The sequence below is a fragment of the Halostagnicola bangensis genome, from assembly GCF_054653435.1.
In genome coordinates, this window is sequence record NZ_BAAIGG010000002.1 from 1,195,836 (window position 1) to 1,221,836 (window position 26,001).

Below are 26,001 nucleotides of genomic sequence, written 5' to 3' on the forward strand. Positions count from 1 at the left end.
ATCGGCGGTAGCGTTCTGACTCGAGCGTTAGTCCTCGAGTTCGTCGACTGCATCGATAAACAGCGACGGCTCGTCGTGGGAGAAGACGATCCACCGGTCGTCGCCTTCTTCGGTTTCGTTCGTCCCGTCGGCCTCACCGGTTTCGTCGGCCGCCGTCTCGAGGTAGACGAAGAGGTGCCCCTCCGCGAGCGAGGCTTCGAGCATCGACCGTGTATCGGGGATATCGTAGTACAGCGGGAGCAACACGGCGTGTTCGCTCGAGTCGTCGCGTTCGACGGCGAGGACGAACGTCGTCTGACCTTCCGTCTGGTAGTAGACATCGACCGCGGCGAACGTGACGTCATCGCGACCGATCAGCTCCTCGACGGTGGTGTACTGGTCGCCCGAAACGGCCGCCCGAAGACCGACTCGATCGTCGGTATCGACCGGTGTAACCGCCTCCGGTTCGACGAAGGTCGTCTCCCAGCCCGCAGTCTGGAACTCGCCCTCGATGGCCGCCGCGTCCGCGAGTAACTCCTGCCACGGATCGGCCTCGTCGGGCATCGATCCCGGCGTCGTTCCGTCAGTCATCGGCGAACCACCTACGAGAGTCGAGGGTCTCGTCCATACGTGTTTCACCAACGGTCTCGAGGAAAAGCATTGTCCTCAACAGTAAGCGGTGTGGAGAACGTTCCAACAGCCAGGCCGGTCCAACGACCTTTCTTCATCGGGCACGTGATACTCATGTGAGTATTATAACCGAGTTCACGGTCCCAGCGGAGGCGTTCGCGCTCGAGGAAACCTTCGAGGAGGTTCCGAACGTGACGATCGAAATTGAACGGCTCGCGACCCACAGCCGGGAGTGGGTGATGCCGTTTCTCTGGGCGACGGACGGCGATCTCGACGCTCTCGAGAGCGCGCTTCGAAACGATTCGTCGATCTCAGAGCTCAAAGTAATCGATGTGACCGACGATATCGGCTATTTCAACGTCACCTGGACCGAGGAAATCGAGGAAATGATCGATCAGATCGTCAACAAACACGGGATCGTCCAGGAGGCGAGGGCGGCCAACGGACGCTGGCACCTCAAGCTCCAGTTCGTCGATCAGGAGACACTCAAAGAATTTCAGGAGTACTTTCGGGAGCAAAACTACTCGCTGGAACTCGAGCGACTATACGACGGGACGGCACCGAAAGAACGAGAGTACGACCTGACGCCGCCACAACGCGAAGCCCTCGTAGCCGCACTCGAGATGGGGTATTTCTCCGTTCCCCGCGATTCACAGATCGGAGACATCGCCGAAGAGCTCGAGGTTTCGACAAACGCGGTCTCCCAGCGGCTTCGCCGGGCAACCGGAAACCTCACTCGAAACGTCCTCACGGTTTCGACGGGCGAGGCGCCTGCCGGCGGAACGAAACCGAGAGAGTAGCCGGTTTCTTATAAACAGTCTCGAGTTCAAAGCACGAGTCGTATCCCCCTGAGAGACGTTACTTCGGGTGATGAGTAAAAGTACGACTCCGGAGGTCTCCGTCGAATCGGTATCTACCGAGAGCGAAGCGGAGAAAACCAAAGTCGCCGCCATGTGCACGTCTTGCGGTGAGATCTACGCCGCCGAGCAGGCGTCGGACGGCGAGGTCCGACCGATCGGCCGGAAGGACGGCTGTCGGTGCGGCGTCGGAACGTTCGAAGCGATCGGAACCGAAGCTGCGAACTGAAATCGAGCGGAGTCGGCCGGGATACCAGCTTTTATTCGATCCGGCGACGGGGCTACCGGTATGGGAACGAGCGACGTCCACGAAGTCACGGCTGGCGACTGCACGGACCTCTACTACGTCGACACCGGAATGTTCGGGACCGACGAATACGGCGCGGCGTACGTGCTCGAGAGCGATCGGCCGGCGATCGTCGAAACCGGCGTCGGAACGAACTACGAACGGATCCTCGAGGCGATGGACGAGATCGGAATCGACCGGGAGGACCTCGAGGTGATCGCGGTCACGCACATCCACCTCGATCACGCCGGCGGCGCGGGGCTGCTCGCCGAGGCCTGTCCGAACGCGGACGTCTACGTGCCCTCGATCGGCGCGGGCCACCTCGCCGATCCCGCCAGACTGGTCGAGGGGACGAAACGAGCCGTCGGCGATCGCTGGGAGTTCTACGCCGAACCGGAGCCGATCCCCGAATCGCGAATCGTCGAACTCGAGGACGGCGATACCGTCGATCTGGGCGACCACGAACTTCGCGTCCACGCCGCGCCCGGACACGCGCCCCACCAGGTCGTCTTCGAGGATCCCGAAAACGACGCGGTGTTCACCGGCGACGCCGCGGGGATCTGGGTCCCCGAACTCGAGGAAATTCACGAGACGTCACCGCCGTCGAATTTCGACCTCGAGCAGTGTCTCGAGGACGTCGAGACGGTGAAGGCGATCGATCCGGACATGCTCCTGTACACGCACTTCGGGCCGCGAGCGGTCGGCGACGACGCCGAAGCCGCACTCGAGGAGTACGCGGCGGTTCTTCGCGAGTGGGTGAGCGACGTCGAGGACGCACGCGAGGAACTCGCGGACGACGAGGCGGTCATTGATCAGTTCGCGGATCAGGCCGCTTCGGTCGGTGCCTGGGGCGAGCGGGCGGCTCGAGCCGAAGCGACGATGAACACCCGCGGCGTCCTCGGCTATCTCGATCACCGGGAGTGAAAATCCGGCGATCGGCCATTCGCGAACTCGAGTTTTGGAACGGGACGCCAGCTCGTCGGTTAACAATGGTAGCGACCGCCGAACTGTTCCTCCGCCTCGCACGATCATCGGATATCGGCCCTTCAGGCGGCCTCGAGCTCCTCCAGCGGAGATAATCGAGCAGATAAACCGGAAAACATGTGAAACTCGTTTCAACATGTTTTATCGCTCGGGACCGTCTGTCACACGTATATGAACTGGCGGGATGCCGAACGAGAGTACGACGACGAGGTAATCGGGGAGACGACGCTCGGGCGAATGTTCGAGAACGGTGCCGAGCGGCACGCGAACCGGCCAGCACAGCAGTACAAGGGCGGGATTTACGATCGGTCGCTCACCGATTCGATCCTTCCCGCGGCCGACACCGGACGGTTCCGGACGATTTCCTACACGGAGATGCGGAACATCGTTCGAAACCTCGCGGCGGGCTTTCGTGACCTCGGCGTCGAGACCGGCGATCGGGTCGGCATCTTCTCGAACACCCGGATGGAGTGGGCCCAGACCGACTTCGCCCTCCTCGGCATCGGGAGCGTCATCACCACGGTCTACACCAGTTCCTCGCCGGATCAAGTGCGATACCTGCTCGACGATCCCGACGCGTCGGGCGTCGTCGTCGAGAACGAAGAGCTCTTAGAGCGCGTCCTCGAGGTCGAAGACGAACTCGACCTCGAGTTCATCGTCTCGATCGACCGGCTCGAGGGGTACGACGACCGCGACGATATCATGACCCTCGCCGAGGTCCACGACCGCGGCGAGGAGGACTTTGATCTCGAGGCATACGAGGAGTGGGTCGACGAGCCCGCGATGGACGATCTGGCGAGCCTGATCTACACCAGCGGCACGACGGGCAAGCCCAAGGGCGTCCAGCTCACCCACCGGAACTTTCGAGCGAACGTGAATCAGATACGCAAGCGCTACGGTCCCCGTCCGGACAAGGGCGAGGACGTGTCGGCTATCGACGAGGAGACGACCGTCGTCTCGTTCCTGCCCCTCGCACACGTCTTCGAGCGAACGGCGGGGCACTTCCTGATGTTCGCCAGCGGGGCCTGCGTCGCCTATGCAGAGGACACGGAGTCACTTCAGGAGGACTTCGGACTCGTCCAGCCCCAGAGCGCGACGAGTGTCCCTCGCGTGTACGAGAAGATCTACGACGCCATCCGCGAGCAGGCGAGCGAGTCGCCCGTCAAAGAGCGCATCTTCCATTGGGCGACCGGCGTCGGCCGGGAGCACCACGAAGCCGACTCGCCGGGTCCGATCCTGAACCTCAAGCACTCGATCGCGGACAAACTGGTGTTCTCGACCGTTCGAGAGGCGCTGGGCGGCGAGATCGAGATGTTGATCAGCGGCGGCGGGAGCCTCTCTCCCGAGTTGGCGACGCTGTACCACGGAATGGACCTCCCGATCTACGAAGGGTACGGGCTAACCGAAACCGCTCCCGTCGTCTCCTGTAACCCGATGGAGGAGCCGAAGGTCGGAACGATCGGCCCGGCCGTCCCGGGCGTCGACGTCAAAATTGACGAGTCGGTCACCGACGACGATACCTTCGACGACGATCCGGGCGAGGTCGGCGAACTGCTCGTCAACGGGGAGAACGTCACGCAGGGCTACTGGAACAAACCCGGCGCGACCGACCGGGCGTTCACCGAAAACGAGGACGGTAAACGGTGGTTCCGGACCGGTGATATCGTCCACCTGCGTCCCGATGATTACATCGAGTTCCGCGAGCGGGCAAAACAGATCCTCGTCCTCTCGACCGGCAAGAACGTCGCACCCGCGCCGATCGAGGATTCGTTCGCCGCCAGCGAAGTCGTCGAACAGTGTATGGTCGTCGGCGACGGCGAGAAGTTCGTCGGCGCGCTACTGGTTCCCAACACCGCACACGTCCTCGAGTGGGCCGAAGAAGAAGGAATCGACCTCCCTGACGATCCCGAAGCGATCGTCGACGACGACCGGGTGCAGGCGTACGTTCAGAAGGAAGTCGACCGCGTCAACGAGAACTTCGAGAAACACGAGACGATCAAGCAGTTCCGACTCGTCCCACAGGAGTTCACCGAGGAAAACGACATGCTCACGCCGACGATGAAGAAGAAACGTCGCGTTATCCTCGAGCGGTTCGACGACCGGGTCGACGAGATCTACGCGGAGTAACGCGGTATCGAACCCCATCTGCCCGTCGCAGGAATCGACCTCGAGCGACTCAGGAGACGAGTTCGACCGAAAGGTTATGCCGGGGCTGATACTATCCTCCACGGAATGACGTTCGTCGCTGAGTTTACGATGCCACCTGAAGAGTTTTCTTTTGGAAACGTACTGCGGGAACATTCTGATCTCGCTATCGAATTCGAAAGCGTCGTTCCAATGCACCACGGACTCATGCCGTTTATCTTCGTCTGGAGCGACGGAAAGTACGACGAGATTGAATCCACGATTCAATCGGATCGAGGCGTCGAAACGATAACGGAAGTCGACCAATTCGACGGCGGCCGACTGTACAAAGTCGGCTGGTCCGACTCGGTTCCCGGTCTCGCAGACGCGGTCCTCGAGTCCCGCGCGACGCTGATCGAAGGAGTCGGGACTGACGACGGTTGGAGCTTCGAGATCAGGTTCCAAGAGCAAGAACGGATCGAAGCGTTTCAAGAGTGCGTCCGCGAGTACGGCATCAGTCTTGATCTCGAGCGATTACAGGCGGAACTCGAAGTCTCGACGAGTAGGAAGTATGACCTTACCGACAAGCAGTACGAGACACTGGTGACCGCCCTCGAAGAAGGCTACTTCGAGAATCCGAAGGAAGCGACGCTCGAGGAAATCGGCAACGAACTCGGCGTCTCGGGTGCGGCTGTCACCGGGCGTTTGCGACGCGGCCTGACGACGGTGCTCTCACAGACCGTGATGCGCGGTGATCGAGGTGAGAAATCGTCGTGACGGGAACTGGACAGCAATCGGATGACGGAAAAGAACCTAAAGACATTAAGGACGATATTGAGGGAGGGCGAGAACGTACTACGACACAGAGTTGACGAATCGACGCCAAACAAGGGATTCCATGTCAGATTCATCGGGAACGCATCCACAGAGATCCGGAGAAACAGTCACGTATAAGACGACAATTCAGGCGAACGAGGGAACGACTGGCGCAATCGTTCGTCTCCTCGAACGGATTCCGACGAGCAGTTACGAGGAGGTGAGCCCGCTCTACGAGCACGTCGACCCCGAAGCGCTCGATCAACTGTTCGCGAACACGAACTCGGTCCCTCGAGAGGGAACGGCGACGGTGACGGTCGGTAACCTCCAGATCGTGGTGAGAGACAGCAAACGCGTCGAAATCAGGGTACCAGTCGAAACAGTGACAAGTTCCGCCGAGGGCGGCTCGACGGAGCGCTGACACGAATCGTCCTGACTGGTCGAACCGGTAGCGTTTTGCAACTTCACGTCGCAGAAATTCACATGAAAAATGCACGGGGACCGTTGTGTTCGATAGACGTGAGCGATCGAACGGCCGATCTCGAGGAGATCGACGACGTGCTCGAGTCGTTCATCGGCGGTCGCGGCGTCGGAACGAAGTTAGCCCACGACCGGGTTCCCTTCGACGCGGACCCATTCGGTCCGGAAAACAGCCTCTACCTGGCGACGGGGCCGATGCAACACGCGACCATGAGTTTCACCGGCCGAATGTCAGCGACGGCCGTTTCACCGCTGACCGACGGGTTGCTCTCTTCGAACGCCGGCGGCTTTCTCTCGCGAAACTTCACCGCGACGGGGTACGGAGCCGTCGAGATCACCGGTGAGAGCGACGAACTGCTCGTCATCCATATAACCGATGACGGCGTCGAGTTCGAGGAAGTCCCTGAACTTGAGGGGGCAGAAACCACCGAGACGTGCGAGTACATCGCCGACGAGCACGGTCTCGACGCCGAAAACACCGTCACGATCGGACCCGCCGGCGAGAACCTCGTTCGATTCGCTTCGATCATGACCTCGCGAGAGCGAGCGTTCGGTCGCGGCGGACTCGGGGCGGTGCTTGGCTCGAAGAACGTCAAGGCAATCACCTTCGACGGCGACTCGACCCGCGAGGTCGAGATTCCACCGCTGCAGATGGACGTCCACCGCGAGGCCGCCCAGTCCGACCACATCATGAAAGAGCAGGGGACGACCTCGGTGACCGAGTACGCGAACATGGTCGGTGCCCTGCCGACGCACTACTTCTCCGAGCTCACCTTCGACGGGGCCGAGGGGATAAGCGGCGACGCGGTCGCGGAGAAGAAATACCAGAAAGGAACCTGTTCGGCATGTGCGTTCGCCTGCAAACTCCCGACCAGAGACGAGGAGAGCGGCCTCGAGACAGAAGGACCGGAGTACGAAACCGTGATGGCCTTCGGCTCGAACTCGGGCGTCGACGACATCGTCGACGTGATGAAATCGAACAAGCTCTGTGACGAACTCGGGCTGGACACCATCTCCTGTGGGGACGTCGTCGCGGCCTACCTCGAGAGCGAAGACGAGTTCGGCAACGTCGAGTTGATCCACGACCTCGTCGAGAAGATCGCCCACCGAGAAGGGGTCGGTGACACACTCGCGGAAGGGGTCGACCGATTCCACGACGAACTTGGCGTCGAGAACTGGAGCGTCAAGGGGATGGAGTTCCCCGCCCACGACGGCCGCACGCTCAACGGACAGGGCCTTTCCTTTGCGACCTCCAACCGCGGCGCAGACCACATGTACGCTGAGTTCTATTCGCTCGAGTACCCCCTCGTCGACGCCGACAAGGCGTTCGAAAAGGAAGGTCTCGAGGGCAAGCCGCCGAAGGTCGTCGAGAAGGAGAACATGAACGCGGTCAAAGACAGCGGCGTCATCTGCAAGTTCTCGCGGGACTTCATGACCGACGAGCGGTTCGAAACCTTGCTCGACGCCGACTACGAAACGCTTCTCGAGACTGGCGGCCGGATCGTCACCCTCGAGCGCCACTTCAACAACCAGCGCGGCTTCGATACGGACGAGGACACGCTTCCCTACGAGCTCCCCGACTTCGACAGCGCGCTCGAGGAGTACTACGGCGAGCGCGGCTGGAACGACGACGGCACCGTCCCGACCGAGCAAGTCGAAGGCGGCGCGCCCGCCGACGACTGATCGCGGAGCCAGTTTTCTCCGCAGGTTTCGCTCTCGAGCCGGTTCAATTCTCGAGTCACGTCGTTTCGTAGGCCTCGAGCGACCGCCGGGCGTATCGGTAGCCGAGCCAACCAGCGACGACACAACACACGCCCGTCGCCGCGACCGCAAACACCGCAACGACGGCTTGTGAACCCACGGGCTCGGTAAATCCGAGTCCCACCATCGCCGGCGCGGAGAGGACGCTCATTACGAACAGGAACGCGACCATCGCATACAGTTCGGGCGGCGTCAGCGTCGCCGAGGTCGCCGGCCCCTCGAGGTTCGGGAGCCACGCGCCGATTCCGAGCGAGACGCCGACGCCGCCGGTCGTGAGCGCGGCCGCGACGAGTATCAGCGCGAGGAGTTCGATCGGCGAATAGCCGCCCGCGACGCCCGCAACCAGCGCGACGATCACGACCAGCGGGACACCCGGAACGAGCGCGGCTAACGCGTGTCCCTGAAGCACCGATCGCCGTCCGTCGGGAGTCGTAAGGATCGCGGGCAACGCGACCCGCGCGTTACCGATCGGGTTGAGCGTCGTCCCGAGGCCGACGGCGACGGCGAGGTAGGTTATGACGAGGACGGGGACGAGCCCGGGGAACACCCACGAAAGCTGGATGACGACCGGCCAGAGCAACCCGATCGGCAGAAGGACATAGGTCATTGCCCGCGGTGACCGGCGCATCCGTCGCCAGGTCGCCTGCGCGACACCCGCCGTGGGGCGACCGACGAACCGATCGGTCGAACGGCCCAGCAGTCCCCTCCCCATCGATTCGGCCGCGTCGTCGCCCGGTTCTCCCCCCTCGTCGTCTCGTTCCGTCTCCTCGCCACTCCGGGCAGTTTCGTCGAACCAGAGCGTTCGACCGGCCAGAATCGCCAGCGGAAGACAGCCCGCGAAGACGACAGCCAGCGCTGTGAGTGCGCCGCCGACGCGGAGCGGACTCGAGGCGACGCCGGGCGTCGTCGCGACCAGCACGTCGCCGTACCAGCCAAGCGGCGTCGCGGCGAGGCGATTTCCGATCTGCCGACTGAACGAGAGGACGACGAACGTGAGAAAAAGGCTCAGCATGCCAATCGCGTACCGAGCGGCGTAGAGTCGCGACGAGCGACGGAGCACGGCGCGAACACCCAGCCCCAGACTGGCACCGAGGAGCAGTCCGGTGAGTGCGATGGCAACCACACCCGCAGTCGCCCCCGCGAGCGTCGCCGGGGATCCCGTCCCAGCCGCGAACGCCAGCGCGCCCGCACCGACGACGGGGGCGACGAACCAGCTACTCTCGAGGAGTTCGTCCCCTAGCACGCCGAGGATCGCTTCCGGCACCGAAATCGCCGTCACGAGTTCCGGAGGAGATTCCTCCCAGGCGTCGCTCGTGACCGCGCTGAGCGCCGTCAGTGCGGTGATCGCGACGACGCCGATCGCGCCGATTTCGCGGGCCCGCCCGAGGACCGCGGGTCCGTTCTCGCCCGCGAGCGCGCCGTAGTGGTAGGCGCCGGGCTGGGGCCAGACGTGCTCGTAGGCACCCAGCGGGAGCGAGCCGACGACGGCTATCGCCCCGACGACGATCCCAATCGAGAGCGCGACGAGTATCTGGGGGTGGCGAAGCCGTCGCCGCACCTCGACTCGGTGTCGGACGACGGTGACGAGGGCAATCCGCCGAAGGACGCCGATCACGGTTGCTCGAGCGGGGCGACGGCGGTTTCGGTAGCAAGGACGAGCGCGTTCATAGGCGTCCGTTTTCGTGATTACGTGTTAACGGTTTCTCGATGGAGATGCCGACTCCTCGAGCGGAGACGCGGCTGAGGGTCCAAGCGACGTCTTCGTCAGGCGTTCAATCGCCAGATTTCGAACGTGAGAACGGTCGCGAACGCGACCCAGAGGAAATAGGGAACCAACAACGCGGCCGCAGTCCGGTCGACGCGCCGAAACGCGGCGATGGTGGCGACGACCAGAACAAGGAGGACGGCGATAACGCCGAGCGCGAGCAGCGGCTGTTGTAGCGTGAAAAAGGTCGGCGTCCAGGCCACGTTAAAGACCATCTGGACTCCAAAGAGGGCAAACGCGAGTCGGCGTCCTGGGCCCTCTGATCGCCAGACGAGCCACAGCCCGATCCCCAGCAGCGTGAACAGGACGGTCCAGACGATCGGAAACGCGATCGAAGGCGGATAGAACCACGGTTTCGCGAGACTTCGGAACCACGCCGTCTCCGTCGAGGTGACCAGCGCCGGGGCGCTTCCGACGACGTTGACCAGCAGGACGAATCCGACGAGTTCGGCTATCGGACGAGGCTCGAGATCCGGCAAACGAAAGCCGTATGCCATGGCGAACGGACACGCTCGAGGCTATTATAGCCGGAGTGTACCCCCTCGTCTACGCGTCTGGCAAGTCAGGGGCGTTTCCGGACGAAATCGTTATCATCTCGCCCATCGCCGCCGGAGCGTCGTTCTCGTAGGCGTCCCATGCTTCGTCCATCTCGGCGTCGGTGAGCAGACAGTCCTCGAGTCGCGACTCGAGGGCCTCGAGGTCCAGATTCCGACCGATGAGCGCGAGCCGACTCTCGCGGTCGCCCCACTCCTCGTCCCACGGCATGTCGGGTTGGCCGCGGCGATAGGCCTCCTGGCGCTCCTCGGAGAAGCTGGCGATCCACCGTCCGGTTACCTCGAGGCTCGTCTCGGTTCCGGCGTAGCTCATCGTGATCGCCGCCCGTTCGCGGCCGGCGATCCAGCAGAGCCCTTTCGCGCGGACGAGACCGTCCGGAACGTCCTCGAGGAACTCGAGGAGTCGCCGGGGGTGGAAGGGACGAGTTCGATGGAAGGTCGTAACCTCGATTCCGTACCGTTCGGGCGGATGAACGTGGTCGTGGTTAGCGGAATCGTGGTCAGTGTGATCGTGGTCAGCGTGATCGGGGTCGTGATCAGCGTGACCGTCCCCGTCTCCGTGATCACCACGATCGTGATCTGCGTGCTCGTGACCGTGCGAATCGTCGTGCTCGTGGCCTTCGTCGTCACCATCCGAACCATCGGCTCCCTCTTTGACCGCTTGTTTCCAGCCCGCAGATTCCTGTGCGGCCTCGAGATCGAATCGCTGGCTCTCGAGCAGTTCGTTCGGGTCCACGGAACCGTACTCCGTGGTCACGATATCTGCCCGCGGCTGGAGCGTCTCGAGGACGGCGACGACTTCGTCTCGTTCGGCCTCGCTCACCAGATCGCACTTGTTGAGGACGAGCAGATCGCAGAACTCAACTTGCTCGAGCAGGAGGTCGGCGATCGGACGTGAACCGCTCTCGTCGGGACCCTGCCGGACCGGCTTTTCGTCCCCGTCTACGAACGTATCGTAGAAGAGGCGAGCGTCGGCGACGGTGACGACGGCGTCCAGATCGTAGGGGCCGCCCGCGGGTCCGCGAACAAACTGGCGGGCGATCGGCTCCGGTTCGCCGACACCGGAGGCTTCGACGACGAGGTAGTCGAACTCGTGTTCCTTCCAAAGCTGGATAACCGACCGGGAGAGTTCGCTCCCAAGGCTACAGCAGATGCAGCCGTTCTCGAGGGCGACGACCTCGTCGCCCGTTTCGAGGTCGGTGCGCGCTTCGACGAGGTCCGCGTCGACGTTCACCTCGCCGACGTCGTTGACGAGGACGGCGATATCACGGTCGTCGGACTCGAGCAACTGCGAGAGCAACGTTGTCTTGCCTGCGCCGAGCCCGCCACAGAGGATGGTAACCGGAACGGACATTTACTGATCCGCGAGCGCGAGTTCACGTCGTTCTTCCGGTTCGAACGGATCGGCGTACCGATCCCAGTCCTCGTTGGCGTACTCCTCGTCGGTGAGTAGACAGTCGTCGAGTCGATCCACGAGGGGCTCCGGGTCGAACTCGCGGCCGATGAAGACGAGGCGGGTCATCCGGTCGCCCCACTCGTCGTCCCAATCCTCCTCAAGGCCGGGTCTGGCGGCGAAGTACTGCTCGCGCTGGGACTCGGGGAGCGTCGCGAGCCACTGGCCCGAGGGGCCCGCCCGAACGGAGGTACCCGCTTTGTCGATCCCCATCGCGATATCCTCGCGGCCCGCGCTCCAGAAGAACCCTTTCGCGCGGATGAGTTCGTCCGGCAGGTCGGAGAGGAGTGCGGCGATTCGTTCGGGGTGGAACGGTCGGTCCCGTTCGTAGGAAAAGGAAGTCACGCCGTGTTCTTCCTGCGGATCGTGGTGGTGTTCGTGTTTGAGTTCGTGTTTCCAGCCCGCCGAATTCTGGGCGGCCTCGAAGTCGAACCGTCCGGTTTCGAGGATATCGGCCGTCTCGACGTTCCCGAACTCCGTCCGGCGGATCTCGGCTCGCGGCTGGAGCACCTCGAGGACGGCTTCAATCTCCTCGAGGGCGTCGTCGGGAACGAGGTCGCACTTGTTGAGCAGGATGATGTCGCAGAACTCGATCTGGTCGAGCAACACTTCCTCCGGGACTCGTCCGGATTCGGGGTCGATCTCGCCCTCAGAAAGCGCCGACCCGGAGTCGAACGACTCCCAGAAGCTGTGGGCGTTGACGACGGTGACCATCGTATCGAGCGCGTAGGTGTCGGTCGGATCGAACGTCGCGTCCTCGAAGCCCATCGCGAACGTCTGGGCGACGGGGATCGGCTCCGAAATGCCGGAGGATTCAACGATCAGGTAATCGAACTCGCGCTGGTCTGCCAGGCGTCCGACTTCCTCTAACATGTCCCCACGAAGGCGACAGCAGATACAGCCGTTCGAGAGTTCGACGATCTCCTCGTCGCCGCCCAGATCCGACTGTTGGGTGACCGCCTCCGCGTCGACGTTTACTTCTCCCATGTCGTTTACCACGACCGCGGCATCCATCCCGTGGTCCGCGGTCAAAACGTGGTTGAGAACCGTCGTTTTCCCCGCACCGAGACTCCCACTCAGAACTGTTACCGGAATTCGGTCGTCACTCATAGTGTGACCTAGTATGATCCGTGTCTGACTTAATACTAGTTATTGCCCTATGAACGGACAGGTAATAATAAATCCTATTAAACTAGCGACACAGATTGATATATGGCCGTCGTTAGCGTCTCGATGCCCGACGAACTGATCGAACGACTCGACGAGTTCGCCGCGGACCACGAGTACACCGGACGAAGCGAAGTCGTTCGCGAGAGCGCACGGACCCTCCTTTCGGAGTTCGAAAACGAGCAACTCGCAGGTCGCGAACTCGCCGCCATCGTCACCGTTCTGTACGATTTCGATACCCAACACGTCGAACGTCGCGTCACGGAGTTACGTCACGAGTACGAAGAACGCATTTCCTCGACGGATCACAGTCACGTCGACGACTACTGTCTCGACTGCTTCGTCCTCGAGACCGATCTCGAGGACGTTTCGACGTTCGTCGGCCGGATTCGCTCGATCGAGCGCGTCAAAACGGTCGAATACTCGCTCGTACCGCTCGATGCGGTCGATGCAATCGGCGAGCGAGGGTTGCACGAGAATTGAGGCACGACCGATCCCGACGGAAGTCCTGAGCAATACGCAAGCATCTTCGTTTACGCGTTCGATGATGTAATAAATCGCGATGAGTGCGTACGAGATCGCCCTTATTATCGTCGCCATCGGACTGTTAGGCGCGATCCTCTTGCCTCGAATTCTGGCCGAAAAACCGCTTTCGCTGCCGATGTTCTACGTCGTGCTCGGCGCTGGGTTGTTTGCGGTCGTCCCCGGTGCGCCGACGGTCGACCCCGTTGGGAACTCGACGGTGACCGAGCACCTGACCGAACTGGTCGTCATCATCGCTTTGATGGGGGCGGGACTGAAAATTGATCGCCCGTTCGAATGGCGTACCTGGAGTGCAACCTGGCGATTGCTCGGGATCACGATGCCGGTGACGATCGCTGCCATCGCGGTACTCGGCTGGAGTGTACTCGGGCTTCACCCGGCGACCGCGATCCTGTTAGGAGCAGTAATCGCCCCTACGGACCCCGTTCTGGCCTCGGACGTCGAAGCCGGAGCGCCGCTGACGGAACTCGAGGAAGAACGCGCTTCCGTCAATCGGTGGGGGTCGATCCGGTTTTCGCTGACGTCCGAAGGCGGTCTCAACGACGGCCTCGCGTTCCCGTTCACGTATCTGGCATTGGCCGTCGCCGCGGCGAACGGGGCGTCGAACTGGACGTGGCTCGCAGACTGGATTCTCGTCGACATCTTTTACAGGATCGGGGCTGGCCTCGTTTGCGGGTACGTAATCGGACACCTGATGGCTCGAGTCGTGTTTCAAACGCCGACGCCGTCCCGACGAGCGGAGATCATGTCGGGAGCCGAAGCGCTTGCGACGACGTTGCTTGCGTACGGGGTCGCAGAGTTGCTCGGCGGGTACGGGTTCGTCGCGGTGTTCGTCGGAGCGCTCGAGCTCCGTCGCTACGAGTGGGAACACGAGTACTACCGGGAGTTACACGATTTCGCCGCGCTCGTCGAGCGGTCGTTAATGGCGACCGTGCTCGTCCTGTTCGGAGCCGCGATTGCGGATGGCCTGCTCGCACCGCTGACGCAGATCGACATCGTCATCGGGCTCGCCATCGTGCTCCTCGTTCGACCCCTCGCCGGACTCCTTGGATTCGTCGGCTCCAATGCGCCGTGGGGCGATCGGGTTGCGGTGAGCTTCTTCGGGATCCGCGGCATCGGCTCGTTCTACTACCTTGCGTTCGCACTGGCGCACGTTTCGTTCGCGGAACTCGAACTCGTCGTCGCCGCAGAGCGGCTGTGGGCAATCGTAGGATTCGTCGTGCTGACCTCGATTATCATCCACGGCGTGACCGCGAGTCCGGTGATGAACGCGATCGAACGGCGTCGAGAAGGAGTGTGACCGAAATCGGGGACCTGATCCGCCGAATGTGGACAATTCAGGGACCGACCGCACTCGCGTCGCCGATCAGCCGATGACGGCCTGAAATCGAACGGAGGGTGGCGGTCGGAAATCGTTGGCACGAAGCACCTCCGTTCGATCCGAAACGGTTCCGGCAGTCGCCGGAACCTGGTCACATCGCTACTCGCTCGAGTATCCCACTCCCGAGTCGCCGACGTACTGGACGGTGTCTACGCCGTCGGCGACCTCGACGGTCTCGACGAGTTCTTGGGTTTCCATGTCGACGACCGTAACTGTTCCATCAGTATCCGACGGCGTGAAGAAGTACTCGCCGCCGGCGACGCCGGCACGATACTCGCCATCGACCTCGCCCGCGTCGATGCGATCGACTTCCTCCATTTCGTCGACGTCGATCACGACCACGTCGGCCGATCCGATGTTCGCGGTGAACGCGTACAGGCCGTTATCGGACTCGTGGAAGCGAAGCGCCGCGGGTTCGCCGTCGACCTCGACGGAATCGACGACCTCGCTCTCCTCGCTCGTCGCGTCGACAAAGCGGATCTCGTCGTCGAGGATAAATCCGAGCAACTCGTCGTCCGGCGAGAGATACATGCCGCCGTCGAAGTCCAGGACATCGACCACATCGTCGGTCTCGGTGTCGATAACGGCCGTTCCGCCATTCGTCTGCTGGGCGTACGCATAGCCCGTCTCAGGTGCGTAGGCCTTGTAGTGCGTTCCACCGGCGTCCTCGAGTTCGACGGGGTCGGTAGCCTCACGAGCGTCGAGATCGACGCCGATCGCCGCCGCTTCGGTGACGTTCATCGCGTAGGCGTCGTCGCCGAGGTCGTCGTGGGAGAGGAGTTTTCCGTGGCCGCCGTCGGCGATATCGACCTCGTCGATCACCGACAACTCCTCCGAATCGACGACGTAGAACGTTCCCTCGTCGTCGGCGTGGGTCCAGATCTCTCCCTCGACCAGGTTGTAGATATGCGTCGGATCGCCGCCGACGTCGATCCACTCTTCGATCTCCTGATTCTCGGTATTAACGACGAGCAGTTGATCCCGGCTCCCTTCGTTGACGAAAATCCGTTCGTGATTCCGTGAGATTCGCGGATCGCCCCACTCGGAGCCGTCGAGGTCGTCGTCAGTTATCTCCTCTATGAGTTCGCCGTCTTCAGGGTCGATGATTCCGATCGCGTCGGGACCAAAGGCGTAAACGAGCCCCTCGCTCCCCGGCCCATCGCCGTTCTCGTTATCGCCGTTGTCGTGGTCATCGTGTCCGTCGTCGCCGTTATCGTCATCACCTTCACTAGTACATCCCGCGAGAGCCACGACGAATCCGCCGCCGAAGGCCTGTACGAGTCGTCGTCGAGTGGTTGGGGTCACCATACCCTTTCGTTGTAACGGCCCCTTATTGCCGATTCTGGTGCGGTAATCGAATTCGAGTCATCAGTTCACACGATCCGTCGAAAGGCCTGACCTAGTTCCGGTCTCCGCCAACGCGTGTCGCTTCGATCGCAACCGCGACGCTTCCCACTACTGCGACGGCGACGGCTCCGAACTGCAAGAGAACGGTCAACGGACTCGGATCATCGGTCGCGTGCTCGTCGTGATCGTGGTGTTCGTGGTCGCCAGATTCGCCGTCGTGATCTGCACCGTCATTGGCATCGTGGTCGTGGTCTGCACCGTTATCGCCGTACTCGTCGTGGCCGCCGCCTTCTCCGTCGGGAACGACGTAGACGTCGACCCACTCACTGACGTATGTCTCGCCGACCCATGCGTCGATCCGGAGCTCCCACTCGTGTGCATCGGGTAACGCCTGAACGGCCGAATACGTACCGTCGTCGTTCTCCTCGAGATCTACCTCGAGCGTCTGGTCGTCGTGGTGGAACGTAAGCGACGGATCGTCGGCTGAAGCCGGTTGTCGATCATCGGCTTCCGCATCGTCCGCGCCGTCAGCGCCGCCTTCGTCTCCGTCACCACCGCCACCTTCCGCGAGGAACGTTGCGTCGAAGACGACCGGTTCGTTCTCCTCGAGTTGGATCATGCCGGCCGCCTCCTGACCCGGTAACGCTACCAGCTCGAGATCGACGTCGTCACCCTCGATCTCGATCGTCGCCTCTCCGGGGCCGTCGTCACCGCCGGCGAGCGCCGCCGTCGGTGCCGTCGTCAGCAGCCCCGAGAGGACGATCACCAGCAGGAGGACGCCCAGCTCGAAGCGGACGCCGCGAACGAACGTTCGGAGCGTACGGCCGTCTGAAGCGGCTGATTCGGAGTCTCGCCGTAATCGTTTGAGGACGACGAACCTGGCGAACCCGCCGAGTCCGAGCGCCAGCGCGACGAGGGCAGTCTTCGCCGAAAGCGCCGTTCCGTACAGGGTCTCACGAAGCGACTCGATATCCGGCACGTGCCACGCGGCGAGGATCAGTCCGCTGGTCAGAGCGAGCGTGACCCCGACGAGCGCCACCAGCGAAAAGCGCTCGATGGCCGTCGCCGCGATCCGCCGACGATTGGACTCCTCAGCTCGAGACAGTGCACCGGGAACGACGAGAGCCAACGTCACGAGCCCGCCAACCCAGAGCGCCGCACCTCCAACGTGGCCGCCGTCGGTTATCACTCCCTGGAGCCTGCCGATCATCGTCGCCGAGTGACTCGTCCAGCTCACGGACAGCGCAACGACCGTCCCGCCGACGGCCGCCACGGGGAGCCAGCGACGACGAGAGAGCCGCCACCGGAGCGCGCTCAGCAGAACAGCGGCGACGAGGGTCGCGAGAACGAGCTGTGCGACCCAGATCGAACCGAGCGACGTCTCGAGGAACTCCTCGAACGCCCCCGTCGAAAGCGAGCCGTCCGAATCGAGGCTCCGAGCGACGCCGATCCCGAGAACGCCGACGAGTGCGGCGAGGCTCGCTCCCGCGAGCAACCACTTGGCACGGCGGTCGACGACGGCCGAGGAGACACCACTCGAGCTGATGGCCGGATAGACGCTCGCCCACATCGTTACCGGGACGCCGACGAGTCCGACCAGCGAGAGCAAGACGAGCGCGTTCGACCCGAACTCGAGCGCGGAGAGGTCGTCGTCGTCCTCTCCGTCTTCATGGATCTCGAGGACGGCGTCTCGATCGAGTTCCTCGTCGCCGACGGCGAAGAAGAACGTCCCGGTGGTCGTATGCCCGTCGTCCGCGAGGACCTCCCACTCGACGATGTACATACCGTCGTGGTCCGATTCGGACTCACCATTCCCGGCGTCGACCTCAAGCGGAACAGTTACCTCCCGAGTATCGTCGGGATCGATCGACGCGGCGGCGCTTACGTCCGAACCGTCCGGGCCGGTGACGGAAACGTCCGCGCTCTGGATGCCGTCGCCCGTGTAGAGCAGTTCGATATCGTCGGGGACTTCCTCGAGTTGCTCGCCCTGATCGGGGTTCGTTTCGCCCAGATACGCGTGGCCGCTGACCACAGGAGCGAAGAGACCGACCGCGAGCACGAGCAAAAGCGCGAGAACGGCGATCTGCTGGCTACTCGATCTACTTCGGCTCATACACCACCTCGAGTCCAACGATCCTGCGGTCGCAACCGACGTGGCTTTCGTTTACATGATGACCGCCGAGAAGACAGACAGTGCTTACGAGAGGAACGCATACGTGCTCGCTCCTTGTCGCTCGACACCACTTCGTGTTCTGGTTCATTCCTCGAAATCGTGTGCTCGAGAACGAAGCCAAACCGAAACCGATACGCGACGCTCGCCGATCGAGCAACAACAAACGAAGAAGCGCCAAAGCCAGGACTCGAACCTGGGACAACCTCGTATCTGCGGCGAACAGGAGACCTGAATCGCCGTAACAGCGAGGTGCTCTACCAACTGAGCTACTTCGGCTTATCATAACGTACTCGGTGGGTATTTGATAGGGCTTTCGTTTTGCCCGCACCGAGTTCGACACCCTTTCACGCGGTGGTTGAGTATCCCATCGTGATGACACCTGAGGACGCCGACCGGGGCGGCTCGGATCCCGAACACCTCGAGTCGAACGACGACACGGCCGAAAACGACGACTCGAGCTTCGAGACCGTCGTCGCTCGGATCGACGAACGAGTCGATCCCGACGACGACGAGCGGGAAGCGCTCCGCGAGGCTGCCACCGCGCTCATCGAGCGGGCCGAATCGGCCGCGACGGAACGCTGTCCCGAGGCGGACGTCCTGCAGGTCGGCTCAACCGCCCGGGACACCTGGATCAGCGGCGACCGAGATATCGACATCTTCGTCCGTTTTCCGCCCGATCTCGAGCGCGACACGCTCGAGGAGTACGGACTCGAGGTCGGCCACGAAACCCTGCCCGACGGTCACGAGGAGTACGCCGAACACCCATACGTAAAGGGGATCTTCGACGGGTTCGACGTCGACGTTGTCCCCTGTTTCCGGCTCGAGTCGGCGACCGATATCCGCTCTGCAGTCGACCGCACGCCGTTTCACACCCAGTATCTGAACGAGCGCCTCGACGACAACCTCGCCGCCGAGGTTCGGGTCACGAAGCAGTTCGCCAAGGGAATCGGCGTCTACGGAAGCGACCTCCGAACCCAGGGGTTCAGCGGTTACCTCACCGAACTGCTCGTCTGCGAGTACGGCGGCTTCCGACCGCTCCTCGAGGCCGCTAGCGACTGGAAGCCGCCGATCTGGCTCGATCCCGAGGGTCACGAACGAGCGAGTGAAACGGCGTCGCCACCTCGAACCCCCGAGGTCGAGAACGGCGACCCCCCATTCGACGACCCGCTCGTCGTGATCGACCCCACCGACCCCGAGCGAAACGTCGCCGCCGTCTGCTCGGCCGAGAACGTCGCCCGATTCCAGCACTACGCCCGAGAAATGCTCGAGTCACCCAGTCTCTCGCTTTTCGAGCCCCACGAACCCGCGCCGCTCGAAGACGACGCCCTCGAAGCCCACCTCACGAACCGCGCTACGACTCCAGTCGCGGTGCGCTTCGAGGCCCCTGACCTCGTCGAGGATCAGCTCTATCCGCAGCTCCGGAAATCCCTCGAAGGGGTCACCGACAAACTCGACACCTACGGATTCGACGTGTTTCGCGCAACGACGTTCGCGGACGAAACCGCCGTCATCTTCGCCGAACTCGCGGTTACCGAACGGCCGGCCCTCGAGCGCCACGACGGCCCACCGGTACACGTCCGAAACCACGCTGAAGGGTTCTTCGAAGCCTACGCGGACGACCCAGACGCGTACGGACCGTTCATCGAGGACGATCGCTACGTGACCGAACGCGAGCGCGAGTTCACCACCGCACTGGAATTTCTCGAGAGCGACCGCCTGCTCGACGTCGGACTCGGCGCACACGTCGAAACGGCACTCGAGGACGAGTACGAGGTACTAATCGGCGAGGACATTGCCGGCCTACTGACGGAGTTCGATCAGGAACTCTCGCGGTACTACGACCCCCGTCCCTGAGGAATTCTTATACCGTTCGTTCCCGTTACTACGTTGAACAGATCGTGTCACAAATTGACCCACGAGCGCCACGATTCGGCCAGGCGATAACCGCAGCACTTTCGCTCGGTGCCGTCCTCCTTCAAGAACCCGCCCTCGTGTATGTTGTTGCAACGTTGTTACTCGTTCCCGTTCTCTCGAGTTGGCGAATTGATCCCTACGGATTTCTCTGGAAACGGGTTGCCCGCTCTCTCGTCGAGCCACCGAAAACGACCGAATCCCCCCTCCCACATCGATTCGCTCGAGTCGTCGGCGCGGGATTGACGGGATCGGCAGCTATCCTATTCGTCGTCGCGACAGGAGCTGATCTCGCATCGGCTAGCATTCTTGCCTACGGGCTGACGACCGTCGTCGGGTTGCTCGCGACACTCGGTGCGACAACTGGATTCTGTCTCGGCTGTCGAATGTACCGTCAGGTGGCGTTCGTCAGGGATCTCGGAGTCCTCTCCTCGCCGAGTGAATAAGATATGGAAACATGGGACTGACCACCACCGTTTTGAACCAACAGTGATGGAATAGTTCGGAAACGACGCGTGCGAAAACAGAAGGCGGCTCAGTCAGTCGTCCAACCCGTGTGCGACGCGGACATCCTCGATCACCGACGCCGCGTCATTGCTCACTTCTCCGCCCGGCTCGATCGGTTCGCGTCCGTCGAACGTCTCGTGGACGAGCGCCACGCTATCGGCGAGCACCTCGAGCCCGTAGCCGCCCTCGAGGACGAACGCCAGCGCGGCGTCGGCATCGTCGGCGATCGTTCGGAATCGATCGGTCATAAGCGCGTAAGCCTCCGTCGGAAGCCGAATCCGCGAAATCGGGTCGTGACGGTGAGCGTCGAACCCGGCACTGATGAGGATCAGATCGGGGTCGAACACCTCGAGTGCCTCGGTGAGCGGGCCATCGAGCGCCGCGAGATAGCCCAGTTCGTCCGACCCGGCGGGCATCGGGATGTTCATCGTCGTTCCGCTTCCATCGCCTGTCCCCGTCTCGTCGATCTCTCCGGTGCCGGGATACAACCCTTTCTCGTGGATCGATCCGAAGAAGACGTCACCATCGTCGTAGAAGATATCTTGCGTCCCGTTTCCGTGGTGGACGTCCCAATCGAAGATCGCCACGCGCTCGACATCGTCGTTCGAGTCGATCGCATGTTGGGCGGCGACAGCAACGTTGTTGACGAAACAAAAGCCCATCGCGTCGTCGGAGACCGCGTGATGACCCGGCGGACGACCGATCGAAAACGGCGTTTCTCGACCGTCTGCGCCCTCGAGAGCGACATCAGCCGCCCAGCACGCTGATCCGGAGCTTCGGCAGATGGCGTCCCAGCTCTCTTCGACGGCGGTCGTATCCGGATCCCAGTTACCGCCGCCGTCCGCACAGAACTCGTCGACGGATTCGACGTAATCTCGATCGTGAACAGCGGCGATCGTCTCGATCGTCGACAGATCCGGTTCGACGTATTTGACGCCGTGTTTTTTCTTCAGCCGCTCTCGAATAGCCCGAAGCCGGTCGGGTGTCTCTGGGTGACGCGGACCAGGGTCGTGTGCGAGACAGTCCTCGCTGTAGCCAAACTGCATCGTTTATTCAAACAGTGAGAAGTACGTCTCGATGTCGTCCTCGATGATCGTCCGCCGATCGGCGTGGTGGGCGAGGATTGCCGCCGCACGCGCGACGTTGTCGGCGAAGTCCTCGAGGATATCGGCGAGTGCGATCCGAGCGTCCATCGAGACGCGGTATTTGTCGTCGATCTCGATTCTGGCGATACGGTCGACGGGCGCGACCGGTAACTCGAGATCGTCCTTGTCGATCACCGTCTCGACCTCGAAATCGGATGCCATGAGTGTTTTGCGTCCATCTGCGATCGCGCGCTCGGCGGCGTCGATCGCGAGTTCGCTCCCGTGTTCTTGAATCCGCTTTGCGAGTTCCTCCGACGCGTCAGCGCTCACCCGAAGATCACCCGCGTTCCGCCGGATGATCGTATCAACCGGGGCGAACGGGAGTTCGACGTTCATGTTTTCATACCCGAAGGTAACTCCCTTAACGCTTTTCCTACCGGCCCGAGACACTCTCGGCCGCTCAGAATACGTCGCTCGCCTCGAGACGGCCGTCACGGATCACACCTCGGGCAGTGACCTCTTCTCCGAGGCCGACGTCGGCGGTCGTCTCCACGCTCATCGTCGTCTCGCCGTCGTCCAGAACGACCGGGCTCCCGGCCTGTACAACGACACCCGTGAACTCGGTCTCCTCGCCCTTGCTGCCCTGCTCGTCTGCGGTTTCGGGTTCGGACGAGTCGGCGGTTGCGTCGCCATCGCTCGCACTGGCAGTCTCGCTCTCGTCCGAGCCGTCGTCACCGGCGTCGGCAAACGACGACAGACCGGCCGATTCGGTATCAGTTGACTTAGCTGAATCAGCCCCCTCCTCGCTGGAACCGAGGACGGTTATCGTCGACCGCCAGCCGGCCGACGCCTCGAGGTCGTCCTGCCAGCCGTCCTGGATCTCGACATCTGCGAGCGCGACTTCGTCGCCGGGCCCGATGTCGAGGTCGGCTTTGTCGCCCCACATTGCGACGCGAATGTCGCCCGTCGCGTCCTGAACGCGGATGTTTCGGACCTGCCCTTCGGAGCCGTCGTCCCGATCGAACGTTCGTTTCGGATCCGCGGATCGAACGACGCCCGCGATGTCGACCACCTGATCGATTTCGAGCGATTCGATCGACGTGGTTTCGGGGACGTACTCGACGTCCTCGTCGACCTCCTCGAGCGCCCCCCGGTTTCCGACGTGAAGCTCGAGATCGCCGTCGCGCTCTCGGACGTAGCCGTCGACGACCTCCACCGTGTCGTCGACCTCGAGTTCCGTCGCGCGATCCGCCTGCTCGTCCCAGAGCGTAACCCGAATTCGGCCGGTCTCGTCGCCGAGCGTGAGGTTCGAAACTTTTCCTTCCGAGCCGTCGTCCCGATCGAACGTTCGCACGGTATCCGTATCGAGAACCTTTCCGACGAGGTTAACATTCGAGAGACCGAGTGAGAGGTTCTCGACGGTGTGGACATCCGACACCTGCACGTCGACCTCGGTGTCGTCGTCCGGCTCGAGGTCGTCCACGCTGATTTCGACGCCGTTGAACCCTTCCTTCGGTCGGCCCTTGATTCGGAGCACCTGGCCCTCCTCGAGTTGCTCGATCGCGGCCTCGGCGTGGTCGTCCCACAGCGAGGCTCTAACGGCACCGGTCTCGTCAGCGACTTCGACGTTGACGACGCGACCATCCTCGTCCTCGCCGTCGCGTTCGAACGTCCGAAGTTCGCCGATGCTCACCACTTTGGCGACGAACTTCGCTTCCTCCATTCCCGGCTCGATATCGGCGACGCCGCCAACCTCGCTTTCGCCGACCTCGTGAGCGATGAGCATCGCTGCGGTCTCCTCGTCCGCGAGCCCACCCATCTGCTCGACTTTCTCCTCGACAGCCTCGCGAAACTCCTCGAGCGAGACGTCGGCCTCGAGGTCTTCGTAAACCCCCTCGATGTCGCTCATTCTACTCTGAACCATGCGTAGCCCGCGCATAAGCGTTGTCCATTCGACCGGTCAGATCGTCGTCGCTGCTGGTGGAAACCGCGTCTTTCCGGCGTTCTGAACCCCAACTCGAGGGGATCGGTTCTGCGGTCATGCTCGGTTCTGGTTCGGGATAGTATATAAACCTCCGGCGGCTGGTCGCGGCGTCGAACGACGACGTGTTCAACGGGTCGTGTGGTGTGTTCTCGAGAATCTGACGCAGAGAGCGGGGTTTCGAAAGGGCTTTAACTTACACGGCGGTACGTTGAGTTGAGTCCTGGTAGGGTAGTGGACTATCCTCTTGGCTTGCGGAGCCAGGGACCGGAGTTCAAATCTCCGTCAGGACGCTCACTTATCGCGAGGGCTTCGCATTGCTCAGCCCTCGCTTTGAGGTTCGGTCCTGACGTGCCCAACGCTCACTTCGTTCGCGTTGGACTCCGTCAGGACGTTTCTCTTCAGTAGGCTCTGGTGAATCACTAGACGCCGTCGACTTCTATGGACGAGGGTTAGGTCCGAGAGGCGCTATTCTAAACAATTCCAGCCACAACCTCAGAAGACTCCACGAGAAGAGAGCGAGTAGACTCCGTCACAGTCTCTCCATTATCTCCCAACCTAACGCCATATGGCGACTCACCAAAGCTCTTCAGTACAATACTCCGAACAAGTCACTCCGATAACTCGAGTCATCACGAAGCCCAGCGACCTTCTCGAGGATCCGCCCACCGAACGGCACTGGAATGTGCCTGCAGGACGCGTACCTGCGCCCAACACTGAGACGCAGTCGATCAAGGTGTGACAGTGGGAATATGAACGAAGCACACGCGAACTCGAGCGGCGTAACGCACGAAAATGATGGCGGGTCGGCGACGGTCAGCCGACGGCGGATACTTCGAACGACGGCAGTGACGGCCGTCGGTAGTGCCGGTCTCGCCGGGATAACAGGGTCGGCTTCGGCAACCGGATTCACGGGATGTGAAGACTGGGAGAATGCCCCGGCGGAGTACCCGGAGATCGATCTCACCACCGGCAATCCATCAGCGGCGAATTTCGAGGACCTCGAGGACGAATCGGAACTCGTCGTTTTCGTCCACGGCTGGCTCGGACTCGAGACGAGCACGGACCAGGCGTACACGCTCGAGCGAGCCCTCGAAGAGAACGAATACGACGCGCCGGTTGCCGCGGCCTCGTGGGAGGCGGACACGCGAAATTACTGGCGCGCGGAGAGCAGGACCGAGACGGCCGGTCAGCGGCTCGCGTCGTGGCTCGAGTCCGACCGAGTCGACCTCGATGAAACGACGGTTCGGCTGGTTGGGCACTCGCTGGGTGGCCGGGCGTGTCTCGAGACGCTCACCGCGCTAGGCGGCGAAGTGGTCATCGAAACCGTCACACTGGTCGGCACCGCCGCGGACGACGATTCTGTCTGTACTGAGGGGGCGTACGCTTATGGCATCGACGCCAGCGCAGAGGGGGTCTACAACTATCACTCCGAAAACGACGACAGCGTCTGTTATGGCTACGACCTCCAGTCGCTTTCGAGCGGCCTCGGCTGCGGCGGTGCCGACTGTAGCGGCGGCCTGCTCGGCGACGACAGCGGTTCGACCCTGGACAACTACACCGACGTAGACGTGACCGACGAGGTCGACGATCACTGTGCGTACACGAAATCCGGTGTCGGTTGCGTTTCACAGATCGTCGACGACTTCGAGTAATCGGTACTCGAGACTCGAGGTTACCTACTGACGCGAAACCACGGAGCGTTGCCACTCGAGGGGTTAAAACTGGGTGAGAGGAATAAGCCCCCTTCTGTTCATCCCGGCATTCGGCTGAGCGTTCGCGTCGCCCGCTCTCGCGGCGCGTTCGGGCTACCAGCGACGCGAACTTGCACCGGTGAGGATTCGCCGTTCCATCGCTCCTCGGCCGTCGACAGCCGATCGCATCGAGCGATCTGCGATTTTGAATCGCACTTGCCAGCTGTCTGCCCTCTGCGGGTTCACTCCCCTTCCTCTCGGTCGGGTTCGCACGCATCATCGGTCGGGCCGAGACGTGTCGTTTCTGTTCCAGAGCCAGCGGTCTCCCGCTCCGAATTTGCATCCGGTCACCCGCCCGAACGGTGGGGGGACTTTCCTCGCGAGCGCGAACCGACCTCAAGGGGCGGAACACGTTGGACAGCCGACTCGTCGCCGAGTCAGCCGCCGCGGCAGCCAGGCTCTCTCTCCCAGTTATCGTAGAATCGGGGGCCGAATAAGTCCCTCGGTCGGCAACACTCACCGG

The 26,001-nt window shown here is 62.3% G+C and carries 23 protein-coding genes, 2 tRNA genes and 1 other RNA gene; 13 read left to right on the forward strand and 13 right to left on the reverse strand.

What is annotated here, in order from left to right; genetic code table 11:
• Positions 1 to 27: 27 nt before the first annotated feature.
• Positions 28 to 570, reverse strand: coding sequence for a DUF7529 family protein (locus ACYQ14_RS07600; RefSeq protein ID WP_459886659.1), 543 nt, complete (start codon positions 568 to 570; stop codon positions 28 to 30).
• A gap of 155 nt (positions 571 to 725) precedes the next feature.
• On the opposite strand from ACYQ14_RS07600, the gene ACYQ14_RS07605 reads away from it, so the two are divergent.
• The 7 genes from ACYQ14_RS07605 to ACYQ14_RS07635 all read left to right on the forward strand — a co-directional run bounded on the left by ACYQ14_RS07605 (position 726) and on the right by ACYQ14_RS07635 (position 7,839).
• Positions 726 to 1,409: a helix-turn-helix domain-containing protein gene (locus ACYQ14_RS07605; protein WP_459886661.1), complete on the forward strand. Its 684-nt coding sequence runs from the start codon at positions 726 to 728 to the stop codon at positions 1,407 to 1,409.
• Positions 1,410 to 1,479: 70 nt separating this feature from the next.
• Complete coding sequence (locus tag ACYQ14_RS07610) at positions 1,480 to 1,695, forward strand: hypothetical protein (RefSeq protein WP_459886663.1); 216 nt, start codon at positions 1,480 to 1,482, stop codon at positions 1,693 to 1,695.
• Positions 1,696 to 1,755: 60 nt separating this feature from the next.
• Positions 1,756 to 2,676, forward strand: coding sequence for an MBL fold metallo-hydrolase (locus tag ACYQ14_RS07615; RefSeq protein ID WP_459886666.1), 921 nt, complete (start codon positions 1,756 to 1,758; stop codon positions 2,674 to 2,676).
• A 231-nt stretch (positions 2,677 to 2,907) separates the two neighbouring features.
• Positions 2,908 to 4,863: an AMP-dependent synthetase/ligase gene (locus ACYQ14_RS07620; protein ID WP_459886669.1), complete on the forward strand. Its 1,956-nt coding sequence runs from the start codon at positions 2,908 to 2,910 to the stop codon at positions 4,861 to 4,863.
• 105 nt (positions 4,864 to 4,968) lie between these two features.
• A complete protein-coding gene (locus ACYQ14_RS07625; protein ID WP_459886672.1) occupies positions 4,969 to 5,637 on the forward strand; it encodes a helix-turn-helix domain-containing protein in 669 nt (222 codons plus the stop codon).
• A gap of 121 nt (positions 5,638 to 5,758) precedes the next feature.
• Positions 5,759 to 6,097 carry a HalOD1 output domain-containing protein gene (locus ACYQ14_RS07630; protein ID WP_459886675.1) on the forward strand — a complete coding sequence of 113 codons (339 nt, stop codon included), beginning with the start codon at positions 5,759 to 5,761 and terminating at the stop codon, positions 6,095 to 6,097.
• Positions 6,098 to 6,159: 62 nt separating this feature from the next.
• Positions 6,160 to 7,839, forward strand: a complete 1,680-nt coding sequence (locus ACYQ14_RS07635) for an aldehyde ferredoxin oxidoreductase family protein (RefSeq protein WP_459886677.1) — start codon at positions 6,160 to 6,162, stop codon at positions 7,837 to 7,839.
• 55 nt (positions 7,840 to 7,894) lie between these two features.
• Here the strand turns inward: ACYQ14_RS07635 and ACYQ14_RS07640 are convergent, their stop codons facing one another.
• From ACYQ14_RS07640 to ACYQ14_RS07655, 4 genes are all read right to left on the reverse strand, one after another.
• Entirely contained in the window at positions 7,895 to 9,532 is a 1,638-nt protein-coding gene (locus tag ACYQ14_RS07640) for a hypothetical protein (RefSeq protein WP_459886680.1), read from the reverse strand.
• A gap of 149 nt (positions 9,533 to 9,681) precedes the next feature.
• On the reverse strand, positions 9,682 to 10,179 hold the full coding sequence (locus ACYQ14_RS07645; RefSeq protein WP_459886683.1) for a TspO/MBR family protein: 498 nt from the start codon (positions 10,177 to 10,179) through the stop codon (positions 9,682 to 9,684).
• Positions 10,180 to 10,228: 49 nt separating this feature from the next.
• Positions 10,229 to 11,590 (reverse strand): CobW family GTP-binding protein, encoded by a 1,362-nt coding sequence (locus ACYQ14_RS07650; RefSeq protein ID WP_459886686.1) that lies wholly within the window; start codon positions 11,588 to 11,590, stop codon positions 10,229 to 10,231.
• The gene (locus ACYQ14_RS07655) at positions 11,591 to 12,799 is read right to left on the reverse strand and encodes a GTP-binding protein (protein ID WP_459886689.1); all 1,209 of its coding nucleotides are present in this window, start codon (positions 12,797 to 12,799) and stop codon (positions 11,591 to 11,593) included. It abuts the gene before it with no gap.
• 102 nt (positions 12,800 to 12,901) lie between these two features.
• On the opposite strand from ACYQ14_RS07655, the gene ACYQ14_RS07660 reads away from it, so the two are divergent.
• Positions 12,902 to 13,339 carry a CopG family ribbon-helix-helix protein gene (locus ACYQ14_RS07660; protein WP_283834848.1) on the forward strand — a complete coding sequence of 146 codons (438 nt, stop codon included), beginning with the start codon at positions 12,902 to 12,904 and terminating at the stop codon, positions 13,337 to 13,339.
• 79 nt (positions 13,340 to 13,418) lie between these two features.
• On the forward strand, positions 13,419 to 14,699 hold the full coding sequence (locus tag ACYQ14_RS07665) for a cation:proton antiporter (RefSeq protein WP_459886693.1): 1,281 nt from the start codon (positions 13,419 to 13,421) through the stop codon (positions 14,697 to 14,699).
• A 180-nt stretch (positions 14,700 to 14,879) separates the two neighbouring features.
• Here the strand turns inward: ACYQ14_RS07665 and ACYQ14_RS07670 are convergent, their stop codons facing one another.
• From ACYQ14_RS07670 to ACYQ14_RS07680, 3 genes are all read right to left on the reverse strand, one after another.
• Positions 14,880 to 16,088 (reverse strand): YncE family protein, encoded by a 1,209-nt coding sequence (locus ACYQ14_RS07670; protein WP_459886696.1) that lies wholly within the window; start codon positions 16,086 to 16,088, stop codon positions 14,880 to 14,882.
• A 91-nt stretch (positions 16,089 to 16,179) separates the two neighbouring features.
• Entirely contained in the window at positions 16,180 to 18,240 is a 2,061-nt protein-coding gene (locus ACYQ14_RS07675; protein ID WP_459886699.1) for a copper resistance CopC/CopD family protein, read from the reverse strand.
• 232 nt (positions 18,241 to 18,472) lie between these two features.
• Positions 18,473 to 18,576: transfer RNA gene (locus ACYQ14_RS07680), tRNA-Asn, on the reverse strand.
• A gap of 96 nt (positions 18,577 to 18,672) precedes the next feature.
• Here ACYQ14_RS07680 and cca point away from each other — a divergent pair.
• Together cca and ACYQ14_RS07690 are read left to right on the forward strand one after the other, a co-directional pair.
• Positions 18,673 to 20,154 (forward strand): CCA tRNA nucleotidyltransferase, encoded by a 1,482-nt coding sequence (gene cca / locus ACYQ14_RS07685; protein ID WP_459886701.1) that lies wholly within the window; start codon positions 18,673 to 18,675, stop codon positions 20,152 to 20,154.
• Positions 20,155 to 20,198: 44 nt separating this feature from the next.
• Positions 20,199 to 20,657 (forward strand): DUF4395 domain-containing protein, encoded by a 459-nt coding sequence (locus ACYQ14_RS07690; RefSeq protein WP_459886704.1) that lies wholly within the window; start codon positions 20,199 to 20,201, stop codon positions 20,655 to 20,657.
• 93 nt (positions 20,658 to 20,750) lie between these two features.
• Here ACYQ14_RS07690 and ACYQ14_RS07695 read toward each other — a convergent pair whose 3' ends face one another.
• The 4 genes from ACYQ14_RS07695 to ACYQ14_RS07710 form a co-directional block, all read right to left on the reverse strand.
• Positions 20,751 to 21,764: a histone deacetylase family protein gene (locus ACYQ14_RS07695; protein WP_459886707.1), complete on the reverse strand. Its 1,014-nt coding sequence runs from the start codon at positions 21,762 to 21,764 to the stop codon at positions 20,751 to 20,753.
• A 3-nt stretch (positions 21,765 to 21,767) separates the two neighbouring features.
• Positions 21,768 to 22,199 (reverse strand): histone, encoded by a 432-nt coding sequence (locus ACYQ14_RS07700; RefSeq protein WP_283834854.1) that lies wholly within the window; start codon positions 22,197 to 22,199, stop codon positions 21,768 to 21,770.
• A gap of 64 nt (positions 22,200 to 22,263) precedes the next feature.
• A complete protein-coding gene (locus tag ACYQ14_RS07705) occupies positions 22,264 to 23,712 on the reverse strand; it encodes a single-stranded DNA binding protein (protein ID WP_459886710.1) in 1,449 nt (482 codons plus the stop codon).
• Position 23,713: 1 nt separating this feature from the next.
• Positions 23,714 to 23,845, reverse strand: a complete 132-nt coding sequence (locus ACYQ14_RS07710) for a hypothetical protein (RefSeq protein ID WP_459886713.1) — start codon at positions 23,843 to 23,845, stop codon at positions 23,714 to 23,716.
• Between the two features lie 159 nt (positions 23,846 to 24,004).
• On the opposite strand from ACYQ14_RS07710, the gene ACYQ14_RS07715 reads away from it, so the two are divergent.
• Both ACYQ14_RS07715 and ACYQ14_RS07720 read left to right on the forward strand, forming a co-directional pair.
• A tRNA-Arg gene (locus ACYQ14_RS07715) sits at positions 24,005 to 24,077 on the forward strand.
• Between the two features lie 459 nt (positions 24,078 to 24,536).
• Positions 24,537 to 25,439, forward strand: a complete 903-nt coding sequence (locus ACYQ14_RS07720) for an esterase/lipase family protein (protein ID WP_459886716.1) — start codon at positions 24,537 to 24,539, stop codon at positions 25,437 to 25,439.
• Positions 25,440 to 25,510: 71 nt separating this feature from the next.
• Here the strand turns inward: ACYQ14_RS07720 and rnpB are convergent.
• Positions 25,511 to 25,947: RNase P RNA component (gene rnpB / locus ACYQ14_RS07725), an RNA gene on the reverse strand.
• Positions 25,948 to 26,001 lie beyond the last annotated feature (54 nt).